Below are 18069 nucleotides of genomic sequence, written 5' to 3' on the forward strand. Positions count from 1 at the left end.
GAAAATTATTTGAGATTTAAGACAATGAAAATAAGATGGCTTTTTTTGATAATACTTATTTTTTCTTCACTTGTTAGCAGGTCAGCAAGTATAAACAAAGACAAAATTCAGGATGAGACAAGAGCTTCCGAAATTAAAGATTTGAAATTTGGGATGTTTATCTGTTGGTCATTCAGTACATTTTCAGGAAATGAATGGACTCCCACATTGGATAAAGGTCCCTCTTTTTTCAGGGCAACCGGTGTTGATACTGATCAATGGTGTAAAGTGGCAAAGAATGCCGGAATGAACTACATTCTTTTTTTAACCAAACACCACGATGGATTCTGCTTATGGGATACCAAAACCACCGAAAAAAAAGTAACAAACAGCCCTCTGGGAGTAGATGTTCTGGCAAAACTTCGTAAATCGTGCGACAGATATGGATTAAAGCTTGCTTTATATTTTTCTGAAGGCGATTGGAATTGGACTGGAGCTGTTGACGGGAAAGGATACAACTCGGGGAAAGGCATAAACCCTGAAATAAAAAAGGCGCAACTAAAAGAGTTATGTACAAAGTATGGCGCCATTGAATTTTTCTGGATGGATCATGCCGTTGGCGATGGAGGACTGAGTCATCAGGCAACGGTAGATTGGGTACATCAGTTTCAGCCCGATTGTTTTGTCGGATTTAATTCAGGAGAGACAGCAGGTCGGTTAAACATTCGGGAACGGGGAAAACCAGGCGTTATTGGTGATGAAACTACCGTAGGTTTTAAAAGTCACGTACATACGAATTATGATAATTTTTTTGTGGCTGAATTTACCTATCCAATCCTTCCGGAACATGAGGGTGGAGCTGATTGGTTTTATTCTCTTCCTGCGCATGATAATCTGGTACATTCCCCCGAAAAAATTTATAATGATTATCTCGGCGCGGTTAAATACGGAAACATTTTCTCGCTTGACGTAGGTCCTGATTATAAAGGAAAAATTAGAAAAATTGATGTAAAGACTTTACGTGAAGTTGGGAAATATATCAAAAAAGGAAAGATATTATCTGAAAATTAACCTTAATTATGTTGCATGATCCGAGCCATATCCCTCAGTTGCCTGTTGAGGAGGAAATAATACTTACCCAGCGGGAAAAAGAAATTTTACGACGACTTGGGGCAAGAATTGCGGAGATCGCCCTTTTGCCAATTCAAAAGGAGAAAGCACGGTTATGGCAGAAAATGAATGATCTTGAACAGGAAAGACCCATGGTCTGGATAAATGAAATTCCGTGGCATGAGATGAATGTCAACGATGAACTTACATTAAGAACTCAACATCCGTGGGCGAGAGAACTTGAACAGAAATTGAGGCGTGAAATTTATCAGTGGGAACACATGCCTTGTGATATGGTCGTAAATGATTATCTCGATTGTCCTATAGTTTATCACACCACAGATTTTGGTATTGTTGAGGATGTTGAAACCAAATTTACTGACAGTGAGAATGACATATATTCCAGACATTTTAAAATTCAGATAAGTGAACCGGAAGATATTGAGAAGATACAACTTCCGGTAATTACCTACATGGAAAAGGCAACCAATTATGCTTTTGGTGCCATGAAAGACATTTTCGAAGGTATTATTCCGGTAAAAAAGCAGGGACAAACGCATATTTGGTATACACCGTGGGATTTTCTTATCAGGTGGTGGGGAATTGAAGAAGCAATGCTCGATTTATGTATGCGTCCTAATATGGTTCATGCAGCATATGACCGAATGGTTGATGCATGGATGTATGAATTAGACCAATTTGAATCAAAGAATTTGTTAAGTCTCGATTGTAATAATACCCGAATTGGTTCAGGAGGGTACGGTTATGCCAACTGTTTGCCAGGGAATAAATTCAATGAAGAACATGTAAGACCATATAACATGTGGGGTTGCTCCAATGCGCAAATTTTTTCATCAGTATCTCCTGAAATGCATTGGGAGTTTGCCCTTGAACATGATATGCGTTGGCTTAAACGATTTGGGCTTGTTTATTATGGCTGCTGTGAGCCATTGGATAATAAAGCTGAAATACTGGCATGTATTCCCAACCTTCGAAAAGTGTCGGTAAGTGCCTGGGTAAATATAAAAAAGGCTGTTGAAGAGTTGGGCGATAAATATGTTTTGAGCAGGAAGCCTTCTCCCTCAGTATTTATTTCATGGGATCCGGAAGAAGCAAAACGTCAGCTTGTTATGTTTCAGGATGTTGCCATAGGGTGTAATGTTGAATATATTATGAAGGATATTTCAACGGTCAGGTACCAACCACAAAGACTTTGGGAATGGTCAGAATTGGCAATGCAAATAGTTGGAGGTGCATAATGAATTATTTATGTTTTGGACAATTATAACTCATGAAAGATATGAATCACAAAGACCGTTTTTTTTCAACCATTCATTATCAGCCGGTTGATCGGCCTGCTTCATGGTTAGGGCTTCCGGTGCCTTCTGCAGAGCCAGCATTATTACAATATTTTAAAGTAAACAGTGTCGATTCGCTTCGTATAGCTATCGACGACGATATTTATCCGGTAGAAGTACCTTACGATTATCCTCCTTCAAACCATATTGCATGTGCATTTAAATTTGCCAAGGTTAATCATTTAGACAAACCAGATGAACGTACTCTTACAGCCCCAGGTTTTTTTGAAGATTATAATGATCCGGTTGATGTGGACAAATTTGCCTGGCCCGATCCTTCGCTGTATCTCAATCGCAAAGAATCAGCAGATCGTGTTGCTGCCGTGCCTTCTGACCGGATAAAGATGGGGATACTTTGGAGTGCCCATTTTCAGGATGCATGTGCAGCCTTTGGTATGGAAAATGCCTTGATGACAATGTTTTTAAATCCGGAAATGTTTAGGGCAGTAATTGATCGTATAACTGATTTTTATTTGAAAGCCAATGAAATTTTTTATGAATCGACCAAAGGTCTGCTCGATGCGGTACTGATAGGGAATGATTTTGGCAGTCAGACGGGATTAATGGTCGATCCCGACAGCCTACGTGAATTTGTTTTTCCCGGAACAAAAAAACTGATTGAACAGGCCAAAAGTTATAGTCTTGTTGTGATGCACCATTCCTGTGGCTCAATATTTCCCGTTATTCAGGATCTGGCTGATCTGGGAGCTGATATTATTCACCCGATTCAGGCACTGGCCAGTAATATGGATGGAGCCAACCTGAAAAATCATTTTGAGGGTGTTGTTGCGTTTTGTGGAGGTGTTGATGCACAAAATCTTTTAGTAAATGGCGAACCAAAAGATGTAACGAAGAAGGTTATGGAGTTAAAGGATCTTTTTCCAACAGGTTTGATTCTCTCTCCGAGCCATGAAGCCGTTTTACCCGATATTCCTCCGGCAAATATAAAGGCAATGTTTAAAGCAATAAACCAGTAGAGATGAATTTCCATAAAATAATGCGATAGTTGAAATTATCAGGAATAGCTGTATTATTTTCTGATATCGTAATATGTTTTTCAATATTAGTCATACTCATATAAAATAAAAACCAATGATCTCAACCAACCCGTTAATCGGCACCGGCCTCCATGCGATTGGAGGAATTTCTGCTGCAAGTTGTTATTTGCCCAACACACAAACACGTAAGTGGTCGTGGGGGACTTTCTGGCTCGTGCAGGCATTGTTTGCCTGGATAATTATGCCGCTTGTTATTGGCTGGCTAACTGTTCCCGGTTTTTTTTCAATTTTTGTCCAAGCCCCTTCCGGTTCGTTCTGGATAGCTTTTTTGCTTGGTGGTCTTTATGGTTTTGGAGGAATGTCGTTTGGGAAAGCTATCAATCATATTGGATATTCACTTACCTACACAATATCTATTGGTATATCGGCCGTACTAGGGACTATTTTTCCTTTAATAATTTTTGGAGGCCTACAGGATTTTTTTTCCAGAGCAGGCGGAAACATTGTTCTGACAGGAATGCTTTTATCTGTTGCCGGGGTCCTTTTTTGCGGATGGGCTGGTTTTAAAAAAGAAAAGGATTTGAAGTTGTTTGGAGACGGGAAAGTAAGATTTAACATGTCTTTGGGATTGATACTAACCTCCATAGCAGGTGTGCTGTCCGGAGTGTTTAATCTGTCGCTGGAATTTGGTCAGCCAATAGCCGATATTGCAGCACGAAACGGGGCAGGTATTTTTGAGGGAAATGCTAAACTTATAGTGTCAACCTCGGGTTGTTTTTTTGTCAACTTTGTTTGGTTTGTAATCGCCGGATTACGAAACCGTTCTTTAAAAGAATTGTACCCGGGAAAAATGATTTCTATTGGTCAAATTATTCGAAATTGGTGCTGGTCAGCTTTTGCAGGAACGCTATGGTGTTTTCAGTTTTTCTTTTATGGGCTGGGACACGTTAAAATGGGTAGCTTTCAATTTGCCAGTTGGGTGCTTCACATGTCTATGCTAATATTTTTCAGTTATATTGTAGGATTGCTTATGAAAGAATGGAAAAATGTACAGTCAAAAACATACATTATTTTATTAGCAGGATTAATTACCTTAATACTATCCTTCTGTATTATTAGCTATGGAAGTTATATTGGAGAAAGTATAATCAATAATGCCAATTGATATGGATCGTAGGAAATTTATAAGTTCTGTAGCATTCAGTTCATTGGCAACAGGTGTTTTTTCACCATTTCCTGTTATTGCCCGCCAAAGGAACAAAATTTTTATAAATACAGACAATCAAATTCAGCGATTTGGTGACGAGCGCGACTGGTTTTTTGAGAAACGATTTGGCATGTTTATCCATTGGGGATTATATTCGATACTAGGTTGGCATGAGCAACATCAATACCGAGCAAAAGTGGATCGAGATGAGTATGCAAAACTGAAAGAACAATGGAATCCTTATAAGTTTAATCCTGAAAAATGGTTAGATTTATTGGAAGAAGCAGGCATGAAATATTTATGTATTACTGCAAAACATTGTGATGGCTTCTGTTTGTGGAACACAAACCAAACTTCTTATAATACAATGAATACTCCTTTTAAACGTGATATTATAGGAATGGTTTCCGATGCCTGCCACAGAAGGAATATCCCGTTGTGCTTATACTATTCGGTTGTTGACTGGCATAATCCGAATTATCCAAATCAGGGGCGGGCACACGAATTACCTCCACAACCTCAGGATAGTCCAAATCAGGATGCTTACATGGAATTTTTAGTTTCCCAGGTAAAAGAGTTATGCTCAAATTATGGCGACATTCATGGTTTTTGGTGGGATGCAAATCGTCTGGGAATCGAGGATCGTTCCATCAATCAAATGATTAGAAATCTTCAACCAAAGGCGGTAATTAATAACAGAGGTTTCGATGAAGGAGATTTCAGTACACCTGAACGAGATTACGAAAAGGACGACCATATAAGTTTTAATCGTCCAACAGAAGCCTGTCAATCAGTTGGAATAGAAAGTTGGGGGTATCGGAAAAACGAAGATTATTATACAGAACGTTATTTAATTCGAGGCATTGACAGATATCTCTCACGAGATGCAAATTATTTATTAAATGTTGGACCGGACAGTTTTGGTGTAATTCCCGAACAGTCTAGCATAATTTTAAGAAACATTGGAAGGTGGTACCATGCAGTAAAAGAATCTTTTAAAAATGTTGAACCTGCTTCTGAACTCACTTCCAATAAAAATATTCTGCTTACAAAACGAAAGAATACTCTGTATATTCATTTAAATAACGAGCCGGAAGGGAATGTGGTTAAGCTTAGACCATTTACAGTAAAGCCGCAAAGAGCAACATTGCTAAATAATAATAAAAAAGTTGAATTCGAACTTGAATTAGCGCCACAAGACTGGGAGGTGGGGCAGTCATATCTCCGTCTAATTAACCTGCCAACTAATGAACTGTGTAATAACATTTTGGTTATTAAAGCTGAGTTTGATCGCCCGCCTGAAGAATATGTGCTCCATTAAATTACAACAATGAATAATCGACTGCTAAATTTAGTTTTTTTGTCAGTTTTGTTTGGTTTGTAATTGCCGGATTAATTGTGAGCACAAAAAATCCGGCTGTTGAGGCTCAACTCTCATTGTAAACACCGGAAATTGCATTGTAGAGGCTCATTTTCCGTTGTGGGCATAAAAAATTATGTTGTGGATTATTCATTTCTTTTGAATAATGCGGGATAAGTATTGTAAGATTTTCAAAATTTATTGATTTTTCTATTATGTTTGAATAGAAAATTTGATAGAACCTTGTTAAACTTAACTGAAAAAGAATTAATCCAAAACCTGGCTATTGGCGATTCGCCTGCTTTTACGCATGTTGTTGAGGTATATCAGGAACGTTTGTTGCATTTTTCTTTTCACTATCTGAATAATCGGGAGGCGGCGAGAGATGTTGTTCAGGATGTATTTGCTGTTATATGGGAAAATCATGAAAAATTTCATAAAGTGAAGAACCTCTCTTCCTGGTTATTCACACTCACTAAAAATCAATGTTTAAAAAAAATTGAACACCTTAAGGTAGCTCAAAAACATCTCAGTTCCTTGCGGCATAAACAACTAAATTTAAGTCAGGATTCATTGTCCCATTTAGATACCTCCCCCCTTATTTTCAATGAGATTGATTCAATATTTAGGCAAACCCTGGAAAAACTCTCTCCACAATCCAGACGAATTTTTGAAATGAGCCGGTTTGAAAATAAAAAAAATCGTGAAATAGCAGATGAGCTTAACATTTCAATTAAAACGGTGGAAGCTTGTATTACAAAAGCGTTGAAAGTTCTCCGACCAGCGCTAAAACAGTATTTGCCTGTGGTATTTTTTTGAAAAAAATAAAAAAGGTCATAGGGTATTTTCCTTTTCGCAGTACTTACATATAAAAGCACTTGAATGAATAAGGAAAAACTGCATAAATTCACTTTAAATAAACTAAGCAAAGAATCCGAAATTGAGGAGGTTTTAAATTGGATTGAGAGCTCGGAAGAAAACAAACAAGAATTTGAAACCTTAAAAAATCTTTGGGCAATTGCGGGTTTTGCCAACTACGAAGATTATGCAGGAAAAAAATCTTGTAAAACTCAAAAATTGGTTAAAAACAGAGTAATTCCAATGGTTCTGTTAAAATATGCTGCCATTTTTGTGTTGGCATTTTTTATTGGTAGTATATCTGTATATTTTCTGGGGTATAAAGAATCGAATGAATTAGCCTGGAACGAAATAATTATTCCGGACGGTGAAAGTGCCGAAGTTTATCTGTCGGATAATACGCATGTATGGTTAAACTCAAATTCTAAACTAACATACCCTCAAAAATTTGAAGGTAAAACCCGGGATGTAAAGTTAAGCGGCGAAGCCTACTTTGATGTAAGTCACAACCCCGAAAATCCCTTTTTCGTTCAAACCCCGGAATTAACAGTAGCCGTTAAAGGAACCAGCTTTAATGTTCAGGCCTATAACAGTGATGACGAAGTAAATGTGACACTGATAAAAGGGAAAGTATCCCTGCAAAGCCCGAAAGGAAAATTTGTTTCTGAGCTTTCTCCGGGGGAAAATGCAAAGTTTGATTTAACAAAAAAAACAATCTCTCTAAGTAAAGCTGATACGGAATTTTATACTTCATGGAAAGATGGGTATCTGGTATTTAGAAATGAAACGCTGGAGGACATTGTCCGAAAATTTGAACGCTGGTACAACATAACAGTGATTTTTGATGATGAAGAAATTAAGCGGATAAAGTTTACAGGCACCATTATGAAAAACAAACCCATTGACCAGATTTTCAACATATTAAGATATACAGCAGGGATAGACTATTCATTTGAAATTATTAACCATAAACCAAGTATAATTCATTTAAAAAAGAAACCAATGTAGTATTAAAAAAATGGCCGGAAAATATTACGAGTATTTCCCGACCGGAATTTATTTACAATTACGTCTTCTGCCAGAAGATAAGTACTAATCGTAAACACTTCAAATTTATGAAAAAGATTTATTATTGTTGCAATCTCTACGGGTTGCAAAAAGGATTAAGAATTATGAGAATTACAATCTTTCTATGCCTAATAAGTATTATTCAGGTTTTTGCCATCCCCTCTCTAGGGCAGGTTAAGTTAGATTTAAAAATGACAAACACTACCATCGAAGAATTGCTGCAAAAAATGGAAGAAAATACAAATTTCCGTTTTTTTTACCAAAGTGAAGTTTTAAAGAATAAACAACGCATTAACATTGAATTTGAACAAAAAAGTGTGCGTAATATTCTGGATGAAGTACTTCCTCCGCTTCAGTTGAAGTATGAAGTTTTCGACAATTACATTGCTATTAAATCTGATGATGGGGGATTTAGTAATCAAGAATCAAATCAGGAGCAGAAGTCGGTTTCAGGGAAAGTTACAGACTCCTCCGGATTTCCCTTGCCCGGAGTAACAGTTGTGATAAAAGGCACAACACAGGGAACCGTAACTGATGCCGATGGGAAATATACTATACCCAAAGTACCTGACGATGCAGTACTCCAATTTTCTTTTGTAGGGATGAGTGCACAGGAAGTTGTTGTTGGAAATCAGACAACAATTGACATTACAATGCAGGAAGAAACAATTGGATTGGAAGAGGTAGTGGCAATCGGTTACGGAACTCAACAAAAAAGAGACTTAACCGGTTCTGTTGGCTCAATTAATATGGAGGAAGAGCTTTCGAGCAGGCCAGTTGTTGATTTTGGCCAGGCAATGTATGGAAAAATTGCCGGGGTTAATGTAATTAACAGCAGTGGTCGGCCAGGTTCTTCATCCACAATACAAATCAGAGGGATCAATTCTATAAGCGCTGGCAGTGCACCATTAGTTGTAGTTGATGGTATACAGCTGCCGGGATATGATTTAAATTCAATAAACAGTGCAGACATTAAATCAATAGAGATTCTAAAAGATGCATCCTCAGCTTCTATTTATGGTTCAAGAGGGGCCAACGGAGTAATTCTGGTAACCACAAAATCAGGCGAATCGGGGAAATCCAAGCTTCAGTTAAACTATTCTTTTAGTGTTCAGGAAGTCATCAGAAAAATGGATGTAATGAATTCGTATGAATATGCTGAAGCTGCTATTGATGCAGCTCAAAACGGGTGGATCGAAACCGGAGGAGATCCTAATGCGCCAAATACACTTGATGCAAGAGGTAAAATAATATACACCTGGCCGGAAGCTTTGGAGCACCCAGAAACACTTCCTAACACTGACTGGCAAGATGTTATCTTCAGAGTAGCACCAATGCATAAAGTCAATTTGAGTTTTTCCGGAGGAAACGAGAAGTCTCAATACCTCGTTTCCGGAGGGTATATAAACCAGGAAGGTATTGTAATAACATCTGAATATCAAAAATATAGTCTAAACATGAAGTTTAATTCGGAAATCAATGACTGGATTAATGTTGGTGGCATGTTAAACTCTATTTACGACCATGAAAATGAACCCTATTATCGTATCGTTGAATGGGCTGTTCAATATCCGGCAATATATCCTGTTTATGGTAATAACGGATACCTGGGGGGACCAAATACTGTCGATGGATTCGAAGATTACTACGCTGTACTTTTCAGGCCGTTGAATGGCCATCCCTTATTTAATATTGATGAAGACATCCAACATCACAGGTTCAACACAATTGGAAATCTATTTGCACAGTTAGATTTATATGAAGGACTAAGCTTTAAAACCTCGTTTAATGCTTTTTACAAACGAGTTGACAATACAGACTATTATCCTAAAGACCATAACATGGGACCTGCCTACTATAGAACTGCCACGTTTAAATCCAATACGAACAGAACGATCAGTTACACTTGGGAGAATTTGCTCACATACGACAAAACTTTAGGAAATCATTCCTTCACAATTTTAGGGGGATATGAGTATAACTTCAGAGACTACTATTGGCTGCAAGCAGAAAGAAGAGATTATGACAATGACGATATCCATTATTTAACAGCAGGCAAAACAATCTATGGAGCAGGAGATGATGCAAATCAAACAACTCTGATCTCTTTGTTAGGTAGAGTAAATTACAGCTTCGCAGGGAAATACCTCATTTCCGCATCATTCCGTCGCGATGGTTCTTCAAGGTTCGGCCCAAATAGCAAATGGGGAAACTTTCCTTCTTTCGCACTCGGATGGAGGGCCTCGGAAGAATCTTTCATGAAATCCATTTCAGCATTAAGCAATCTTAAAATAAGGGCAAGTTATGGTTTTACCGGAAATGATAATTTCTCAGACTACAGCTGGATTAGCCAAATGAATCAGGCTAAAGTTGCAATTGGAGATAACCTTCAGACGTCGTATTATCCTTCAAATATAGAGAATCCTGATTTAGCCTGGGAAAGAACAAAACAAATAAACCTGGGATTAGATTTAGGACTGTTTGAACAACGTATTTCAATTGAAACCGATTTCTACAACACCGTCTCTGACAATCTGTTGCTAGCTGTACCTGTCCCATCAACCAGCGGATTTACCAGTGTTTTTTCTAATATTGGCAAACTTAGAAATAACGGGTTTGAATTTAATTTAACCTCCCATAATATCAATTCGAGGCTAAAATGGACCACTCAATTAAACTTCGCATTAAACAGAAGTGAGGTTATGGAATTAGGGCCAGATAATGCTCCAATGATTTATAGCGTAAATTCTTTTGGAACTATGCAAAAAATTAACAAGGTAGGAGAACCTCTATTTAGTTTTTATGGATATAAATACGATGGTGTATATATGAACCAGGCAGAAATAGATGCCGACCCAACTGCTTACGCTACTGCAACACCAGGTGACGGGAGATATGTTGACGTAACCGGAGATGGAATTTTAAATTCTGATGATCGTACAATTATCGGCAATTACGAACCCGATTTTACATGGGGGATTACAAATAGTTTTTCTTATGAAAATTTTGACCTAAGCTTTTTAATTCAAGGCTCGGTAGGAGGCGAAATCTACAATGATGACGCACATAGATCTATGCTTTATCACGAAGGAAGAAATTACCTGGGCGAACTGACCAACAGATGGCGTTCTGAAGAAGATCCGGGAGATGGATATCATTATAAACTTACTGTCAATATTGATGGATATGAAAAGACAGCTTCGAGTTATTGGTTAGATGATGCTACCTACGTCAGGTTAAAGGATCTTACAATTGGCTATAATTTACCTAAAAAGATTTCCTCCTCAATAGGACTATCGAACGCAAGGGTATTTTTTAACGGCGTAAATTTATTTACAATTGCCGATGCCCCCGTTTACGATCCTGAAAATTTTGTAAGGCATTCTGGGTTTTCCGACCCCGTAAATCGTGGAGTTGGTGGTTCCAGCTATCCTTCAGCGAAGATTTATTCTTTTGGTGTTAATGTCGAATTCTAATGAATCCAAAAATGAAAAAAATAAAATATATCACAATAGCAATTTTCTCTATCTTATTTTTAGGATGTAGTGAAGATCTAGATTTGTATCCGTTAACACAAATCACAGAGGGGACATTTTACAAAAACGAAGTTGAACTGCAACAGGCAGTCGACGATGTTTATCGCCAACTTGGAATACTGTATAACGGAGATCAGATTCCTGCAAGGTTTGGTGAACAATACTCAGACAATACATATATTGAATTGGCAGGAGGTGCAAACAATTACAACGAACAAATTACTGATTTCTTTATCCAAACAGACAATGGACTAATAAATACGATATGGAATAATTCTTATTCAACAATCTACATTTGTAACAATATTCTCTATCAAATTGAAAATATTGAATTTGATGTAGACGAGAACAAACTTGAAAAGATGAAAGGTCAGGCAATTTTTATACGAGCTTTGACTTATTTTAATATGGTGCGTGCATGGGGTGATGTCCCTTATATTGATAAAAAGATATCGCCCAAAGAATCATATGACTATTTGCGTGTAGATGTGGAGACAGTATATGAGAACATAATAAATGATTTACTGTACTGCAAACAAGTTTTACCCGAAGCCTGGTCTGGAGATGATATCGGCCGGGTAACTCAATATGGCGCTTCTGCTGTACTTGCAAAAATATATCTAACATTGGGAGAAAACGACAAATCCAAAACAGAGTTAGATCTGATAATAAACAGTGCTCTATATTCATTGGATGCAAATGGCGACGGGAATACAAACACAGATGATTTCCTTTATCTTTTTGCAGCCGATACTAAAAATTGTCAATCTTCTGTTCTTGAAGCACAGTATATGGCTGGTGAAAATGCAATGAATTCAAATCACCAGAATCAATATTCTCCATTTACCTGGGCTTTCCATTTACCAGGGCAAACATCTACCTTTCGGGGAACAGGGATAATGACACCTACCGACGATTTGGAAAATGAGTTTGAAGAAAATGACCCCAGAAAAGAAGTAAGTATCAACCCAGGGTATATAGACAACGAAACAGGCGTTTTCGTTGATTATCCTTACACCATGAAATTTTATGATCCTAACTGGGAATATCCTGGTCAAAATTTCGAGATAATCCGCTATGCTGATATATTACTTATGTATGCCGAAGTTACCAATGACCAAACATATCTTAATTTGGTAAGAAGCAGAGTGGGTATGCCTGCATACGGCAGCGACGGATATCCTTCTGATAAGTACCCAACACTTGCCCTGGCAATAGAACACGAAAGACGCATAGAGCTTTGTTTTGAATTTCACCGCTTCTTCGATTTAAAAAGAACAGGACGGGCAATTGAAATAATGGCATCCAAAGGGTATAATATTGATGCAAACAAACTTCTGTTTCCGATCCCTCTAAATGCAATAGATGTGAATCCAGATCTTACTCAGAATCCTGGATACAATTAATATAATCTTTTGAGAATTATGTAGCCGGAATAATTTTCTCGCTGCATAATTCTCAAAGTATAAATTTTCAACAAATGCAAAATAGTTTGAAGAATAAATTATTCACTCTGGTGGGAGTAAGCTTGATTTTATGTCTTGGTGTAAGGGCACAAGACAAACCGAATTTTGTTTTTATTATCGCTGATGATATCGGATGGAATGACATCGGATGCTATGGTAATTCAGTAGTAAAAACGCCGAACATTGACAAACTCGCCAGTGAAGGCTTACAGTTTACAAATGCTTTCCTTACAGCAAGCTCCTGTAGCCCGAGCAGATGCAGTATTATTTCAGGCAAATACCCTCATTCCAATGGCGCAGCAGAATTACATACACCTCTTCCCGGTACAGAGATCCCTTTTCCTCTTTTACTAAAGGAAAATGGTTATTATACAGCCCAGGCCGGGAAATGGCATTTGGGAACAAACGCACATAGAGCATTTGATCGATTTACTGATGAAAATGGTTATAACAATGGCAATGGAGGTGAAGATAATTGGGTAAGATTCTTAAAAGAAAGACCAAAAGACCAACCCTTTTTCTTTTGGTATGCATCATACGATGCGCACCGTGCCTGGGGAGCCGACGACTTTCATATAACACATAATCCGGAAAACGTTCAGGTTCCGGTTTTCTTTTCTGATACACCTGAAACAAGACAGGATATCGCATCCTATTACAATGAAATAGCGCGTTTTGACTTCTTTATTGGAGAAGTCAGAAAAGAATTGGAACGCCAGAAGGTTATTGATAACACAATAATTATCGTGATGTCTGATAACGGAAGGCCTTTTCCCAGATGTAAAACAAGAGTATACGATAGTGGAATGAAAACTCCATTTATTGTTTACTGGCCAAATGGAATAAAAGATTTGGGTGTTTTAGCAAAAGGATTGGTAAGTGCCGTTGATATTGCTCCCACAATTTTGGAGCTGGCGCAAGTAGAAATTCCTTCAGATTATCAGGGAATCAGTTTTGTCTCAACTCTCAAGAATCCTTCTAATGAAACAAGAACGGTTGTATACTCGGAACATAACTGGCACGATTATGAAGCCTACGAAAGAATGGTCAGAACAAAAGACCTTTTATTTGTTTTGAATGAACGCCCAAATCTAACAAATTGTGGTCCCGCTGATTCCAAAAGGTCTCCAACACAATACTCATTAAACAAAGTTCGGGACGAAGGAAAGTTAACTCCAGCGCAAGCCGATATCTTTGTTTCTCCCCGACCCCGGGTAGAACTTTTTGATGTAAAAAAAGATCCACTCCAACTGATTAATGTAGCTTCCCTGCCTTCTTATAGCAAACATCTAAAAGAAATGAAAAAGTTACTCAAGAACTGGCAACACAACACAAGGGATTCAGCGCCGGATAATCTAACACCCGACTGGTACGACAGAGAAACAGGAGAAGCACTGGATATTGAAAGACAAAGAGGAATAATGCCTGGAGTATATAAATAATAAGACTGAAAATATGAAACATAAAAATATTCAACCAAATTTGGAACGTCGTAAATTTCTAAAAAATGGCGCAATCTCGACTGCTGCATTCACAATTATTCCGAGATTTGTTTTAGGCGGTAATGGCTATACACCACCAAGCGAAAAGTTAAATATTGCCTGTGTTGGTGTAGGAGGAAAAGGCCGTGTAGATGTTGATGGTGTGAGTAGTGAAAATATTGTTGCGCTTTGTGACGTCGACCAGAAACGAGCAAGCGAAAACAGAGGTGAATTAAAAAGTGCCTATGCTGCATTTCCTTCCGCCAGAAAATATGTGGATTTCAGGGAAATGCTTGAAAAAGAAACCGACATCGACGCTGTTACAATCTCAACGCCTGACCACATGCATGCTATTGTTACAATGGAAGCCATGAAAAAAGGGAAGCATGTTTACACGCAAAAACCCTTAACACGAACCATCGGAGAATCAAAAAAAGTTGTCAGTTTTGCGAGGGAAGCAGGGATAGTTAGCCAAATGGGTAACCAGGGACATGCAAACGAAGGCCCCCGTATCTTAAATGAGCTGATCTGGCAGGGAGCGATAGGAAATGTTAAAGAAGTACACTGCTGGACAAATCGACCGGTTTGGGCACAAGGGATAGCCGAAAGACCCAAAGATATGCCACCTATTCCCCCGACACTCAACTGGGATCTGTGGGTTGGACCTTCTAAATACAGAACCTATCATCCCGATTATATGCCATTCAGTTGGAGGGCTTGGTGGGATTTTGGTGTCGGGGCCTTAGGCGATATGGGTTGTCACTTGATGGATTATCCATTTTGGGCATTAAAACTAACTTCTCCGATTAGCATTGAAGGCTATTCTTCTCCTGTTTATGAAGAAACCGCCCCTCAGGCATCCCTAATAACTTATAAATTTATATCCGGTCTTGATGGCTCAAATGTAGACGTGGTATGGTATGATGGTGGATTAAAACCAAACATGCCTAAAGGAATTGAAAATCACATCGATTTGTGGGAAAGTATAGGAGGGGTGATATTTGTTGGAGATGAAGGAGTGCTGGTTTACGGTCATCATCAACCAAAACCTGTTTTACTGATTAATGGAAAGGAAAAGGATTTTGGAACACCTAAAGAAATAATTCCACGCTCACCTGGACATTATATCGAATGGATAAATGAAATTAAAGGCAATAAAAACAGAGCATTGTCAAACTTTGATTATGCAGGACCACTTAATGAAGCAGTTTTGTTGGGTAACGTTGCTATAAGGACTGGGGAAAAGTTAATTTGGGATTCAGACAATATGAAAGTTACCAATATTCCTGAAGCAAATAAGTACTTATGGGAAGATTACCGGACGGGATGGGAATTATAAAAAAACATATCTCATGGCAATGAAAGCTAAAATAAAATATCAATTCCTCGCTGTTTTAGCAATTCTGTTTTGTGGCGTGCAGTATTCAAATGCACAGAAAAGTCCAGACATTTTAAATGTAAAATCAGCAGACCTTCAGAAACCCAATGGAAGCTGGGATATGGAGAAAAATACACTCTTTCTAACCCGGGAAAATCCTCAAAAGAGCAGAAAAAATATTTGGTTAAAAGAAGAATATGGTGATTTTATTCTTGAACTTGATTTCAAATTAGCGTCAGGTACAAACTCCGGAGTATTTTTTCGTACAAAAAACACTGAAGATCCTGTTCAGACCAGTATAGAAGTACAAATTAGAGATGACTATGGAAAGGCAGATATAGACAAACACTTTTGCGGAAGTATTTACGAAATAAAAGAAGTTTCGGAAAACCGGGTAAAAAAAACAGGAAAATGGAATCATCTGAAGATAATTTGCAATGGTCCAATCATTCAAACTTTTTTAAACAACAAAATGGTTGTTAATATTGATTTAAATGAGTGGCACGAAGCGGGGAAGAATCCTGATGGGACATCAAACAAATTCAAAACCGCATACAAAAACATGCCAAGAAAGGGCAAAATTGGATTTCAGGATCATGGTGGAAAAATTTGGTACAAAAACATAAAAATAAAACAGTTATAACCATAGATACATATTATTGTTGTATCAGTATTAATCCAAATAATAAAATATAAATACAAACCGCTTGTTTCGTACAGGGAGAACAAAAAATCACGATGAGGAGGCTTAATTTCCGATGTGAGCGCAAAGATTCGGCTGTGGAGGTTCAACTCCCCTCGCTGGCGCGAAATTGCACCTAAAATCCGTAAGTTTTAGTTAATAAAAGCTGTAAAACTATTCAAATGAACACTTTACAGCTTTAGTACTATCACCTAATTTGGTGTTGCTATATAATACCATTATGAAAGTACTAAAAAGTAAAGCATTATCACCCTTTGGTGGATTAAACTTTGTATTAGAAGAATTTACAAACCTCGGACTTGAAAGTTTACTTCGCCAGTATTTACCAGCATTAGCTAATCAATCTCAATATTCATGGAAGGATATTTTCTTCACCTATTGGGCACTGTTCTTTTGCGGAGGGGATTGTGCCGAAGATGTTGAAATTAACTTAAGGCCTGTCCTTTCCAATAATCCCTTTTTATCTGTTCCTAGTGCAGACCGTTTACTGGAAAGACTTAAAAACCTTGCCACCCCTGTTGACAAAGTGCTGAAAAAGAGAAGCAAAGTCGTTAATGAGCTAAGTTATAATGATAAAATGAATGCCTTAAATATCAAGTTATTAAAGAGACTTAAAGCTTTCAAAGTAAAGAATCTCGTATTAGATTATGACAACACATTTGTTTACACCCAAAAATCTGATGCCAAGAGAACATATACCAAGCATTTTGGTTATTGCCCGGGAGTTGGGTTAATTGGAAATAAAGTAGTTTATGTAGAAAATCGTAATGGGAATTGCGCTCCTCATAATTTACAAGAAGATACACTTGAACGGATGTTCCTGCTATTGAAGGATAACCAAATCGAAATAAAATCCTTTCGTGCAGATGCTGCATCATACCGGTTCGTAACAATCAATACCGTCAATAAGCACGTCGACAAGTTTTATATACGGGCTACCGTTAATGACCGTGTATGTGAAGCAATAAATAAAATTACCGAATGGAAAAAAATAAAAGTGGACGACAGTATTTATTTGCGGGGTAGCGTTCTGTTTACACCTTTTACAAATACGGCAAGAAGACTTAAACAAAAGCATTTACTAAAAGAATATCGTTTAGTCGTAACTAAAGAAGCAAGACGTGACGGGCAACTTAACCTATTTACAGGGGAAGCCTACAACTATAGCCCCATACTAACCAACGACTTTGATAAGACTGACGATGAGGTGGTTATTTTTTATAACCAAAGGGGGAAAGAAGAGCGTGAATTTGATGTACTAAAAAACGACTTCGGTTGGAATAAACTCCCTTTCTCGAAAATGGAACAAAATACCGTATTCCTGATAATGGCAGCCATGGGACGGAACCTATACGATTACATTATACATGAATTCTCTACACGCTATAAAAATCTTAAGCCAAACTTCAGAATAAAAAAGTTCATTTTCAGGTTTGTCTGCATTCCTGCAAAATGGGTCAGGACCGGAAGGGAAATTAAATTACGTCTTTATGGGAGCATCCCAACTTAAAACTTCAGTCTCCTTTATTATAGCGTAATATGGCCATCTTAAAAATGTAAATGCTTT

General features: G+C 37.8%; 13 protein-coding genes. All 13 read left to right on the plus strand.

The annotated features are described in order from the left end of the window. Positions 1–24: 24 nt before the first annotated feature. Positions 25–1050, plus strand: coding sequence for an alpha-L-fucosidase (locus tag GM418_RS07245; RefSeq protein ID WP_158864614.1), 1026 nt, complete (start codon positions 25–27; stop codon positions 1048–1050). An 8-nt stretch (positions 1051–1058) separates the two neighbouring features. Further along, positions 1059–2348 (plus strand): hypothetical protein, encoded by a 1290-nt coding sequence (locus tag GM418_RS07250; RefSeq protein WP_158864616.1) that lies wholly within the window; start codon positions 1059–1061, stop codon positions 2346–2348. Between the two features lie 41 nt (positions 2349–2389). Further along, on the plus strand, positions 2390–3424 hold the full coding sequence (locus GM418_RS07255) for a uroporphyrinogen decarboxylase family protein (protein WP_158864618.1): 1035 nt from the start codon (positions 2390–2392) through the stop codon (positions 3422–3424). Between the two features lie 115 nt (positions 3425–3539). Continuing rightward, positions 3540–4610 carry an L-rhamnose/proton symporter RhaT gene (locus GM418_RS07260; RefSeq protein ID WP_158864620.1) on the plus strand — a complete coding sequence of 357 codons (1071 nt, stop codon included), beginning with the start codon at positions 3540–3542 and terminating at the stop codon, positions 4608–4610. A 1-nt stretch (position 4611) separates the two neighbouring features. After that, positions 4612–5973 (plus strand): alpha-L-fucosidase, encoded by a 1362-nt coding sequence (locus GM418_RS07265; protein ID WP_217447729.1) that lies wholly within the window; start codon positions 4612–4614, stop codon positions 5971–5973. Between the two features lie 282 nt (positions 5974–6255). After that, positions 6256–6831, plus strand: coding sequence for an RNA polymerase sigma-70 factor (locus GM418_RS07270; RefSeq protein ID WP_158864624.1), 576 nt, complete (start codon positions 6256–6258; stop codon positions 6829–6831). 63 nt (positions 6832–6894) lie between these two features. Further along, positions 6895–7878, plus strand: coding sequence for a FecR family protein (locus tag GM418_RS07275; RefSeq protein WP_158864626.1), 984 nt, complete (start codon positions 6895–6897; stop codon positions 7876–7878). Between the two features lie 251 nt (positions 7879–8129). Beyond that, complete coding sequence (locus GM418_RS07280; protein WP_217447730.1) at positions 8130–11414, plus strand: TonB-dependent receptor; 3285 nt, start codon at positions 8130–8132, stop codon at positions 11412–11414. 11 nt (positions 11415–11425) lie between these two features. Continuing rightward, the gene (locus tag GM418_RS07285) at positions 11426–12880 is read left to right on the plus strand and encodes a RagB/SusD family nutrient uptake outer membrane protein (protein ID WP_158864628.1); all 1455 of its coding nucleotides are present in this window, start codon (positions 11426–11428) and stop codon (positions 12878–12880) included. 86 nt (positions 12881–12966) lie between these two features. Then, complete coding sequence (locus GM418_RS07290) at positions 12967–14382, plus strand: sulfatase family protein (protein WP_217447731.1); 1416 nt, start codon at positions 12967–12969, stop codon at positions 14380–14382. Positions 14383–14395: 13 nt separating this feature from the next. After that, entirely contained in the window at positions 14396–15760 is a 1365-nt protein-coding gene (locus GM418_RS07295) for a Gfo/Idh/MocA family protein (protein ID WP_158864632.1), read from the plus strand. 13 nt (positions 15761–15773) lie between these two features. Beyond that, positions 15774–16442 (plus strand): 3-keto-disaccharide hydrolase, encoded by a 669-nt coding sequence (locus GM418_RS07300; protein WP_158864634.1) that lies wholly within the window; start codon positions 15774–15776, stop codon positions 16440–16442. 280 nt (positions 16443–16722) lie between these two features. After that, the gene (locus GM418_RS07305; protein WP_158864636.1) at positions 16723–18012 is read left to right on the plus strand and encodes an IS1380 family transposase; all 1290 of its coding nucleotides are present in this window, start codon (positions 16723–16725) and stop codon (positions 18010–18012) included. Positions 18013–18069 lie beyond the last annotated feature (57 nt).

Source organism: Maribellus comscasis, from assembly GCF_009762775.1.
Lineage (GTDB): Bacteria > Bacteroidota > Bacteroidia > Bacteroidales > Prolixibacteraceae > Draconibacterium > Draconibacterium comscasis.

Excerpts from the sequence above, each read along its gene's own strand:
- GM418_RS07275 (WP_158864626.1), top strand. The coding sequence starts at position 6,895 with ATGAATAAGGAAAAACTGCATAAATTCACTTTAAATAAACTAAGCAAA.
- GM418_RS07260 (WP_158864620.1), top strand. The coding sequence starts at position 3,540 with ATGATCTCAACCAACCCGTTAATCGGCACCGGCCTCCATGCGATTGGA.
- GM418_RS07295 (WP_158864632.1), top strand. The coding sequence starts at position 14,396 with ATGAAACATAAAAATATTCAACCAAATTTGGAACGTCGTAAATTTCTA.
- GM418_RS07305 (WP_158864636.1), top strand. The coding sequence starts at position 16,723 with ATGAAAGTACTAAAAAGTAAAGCATTATCACCCTTTGGTGGATTAAAC.
- GM418_RS07280 (WP_217447730.1), top strand. The coding sequence starts at position 8,130 with ATGACAAACACTACCATCGAAGAATTGCTGCAAAAAATGGAAGAAAAT.
- GM418_RS07265 (WP_217447729.1), top strand. The coding sequence starts at position 4,612 with ATGGATCGTAGGAAATTTATAAGTTCTGTAGCATTCAGTTCATTGGCA.
- GM418_RS07245 (WP_158864614.1), top strand. The coding sequence starts at position 25 with ATGAAAATAAGATGGCTTTTTTTGATAATACTTATTTTTTCTTCACTT.
- GM418_RS07285 (WP_158864628.1), top strand. The coding sequence starts at position 11,426 with ATGAAAAAAATAAAATATATCACAATAGCAATTTTCTCTATCTTATTT.
- GM418_RS07250 (WP_158864616.1), top strand. The coding sequence starts at position 1,059 with ATGTTGCATGATCCGAGCCATATCCCTCAGTTGCCTGTTGAGGAGGAA.
- GM418_RS07300 (WP_158864634.1), top strand. The coding sequence starts at position 15,774 with ATGGCAATGAAAGCTAAAATAAAATATCAATTCCTCGCTGTTTTAGCA.
- GM418_RS07255 (WP_158864618.1), top strand. The coding sequence starts at position 2,390 with ATGAATCACAAAGACCGTTTTTTTTCAACCATTCATTATCAGCCGGTT.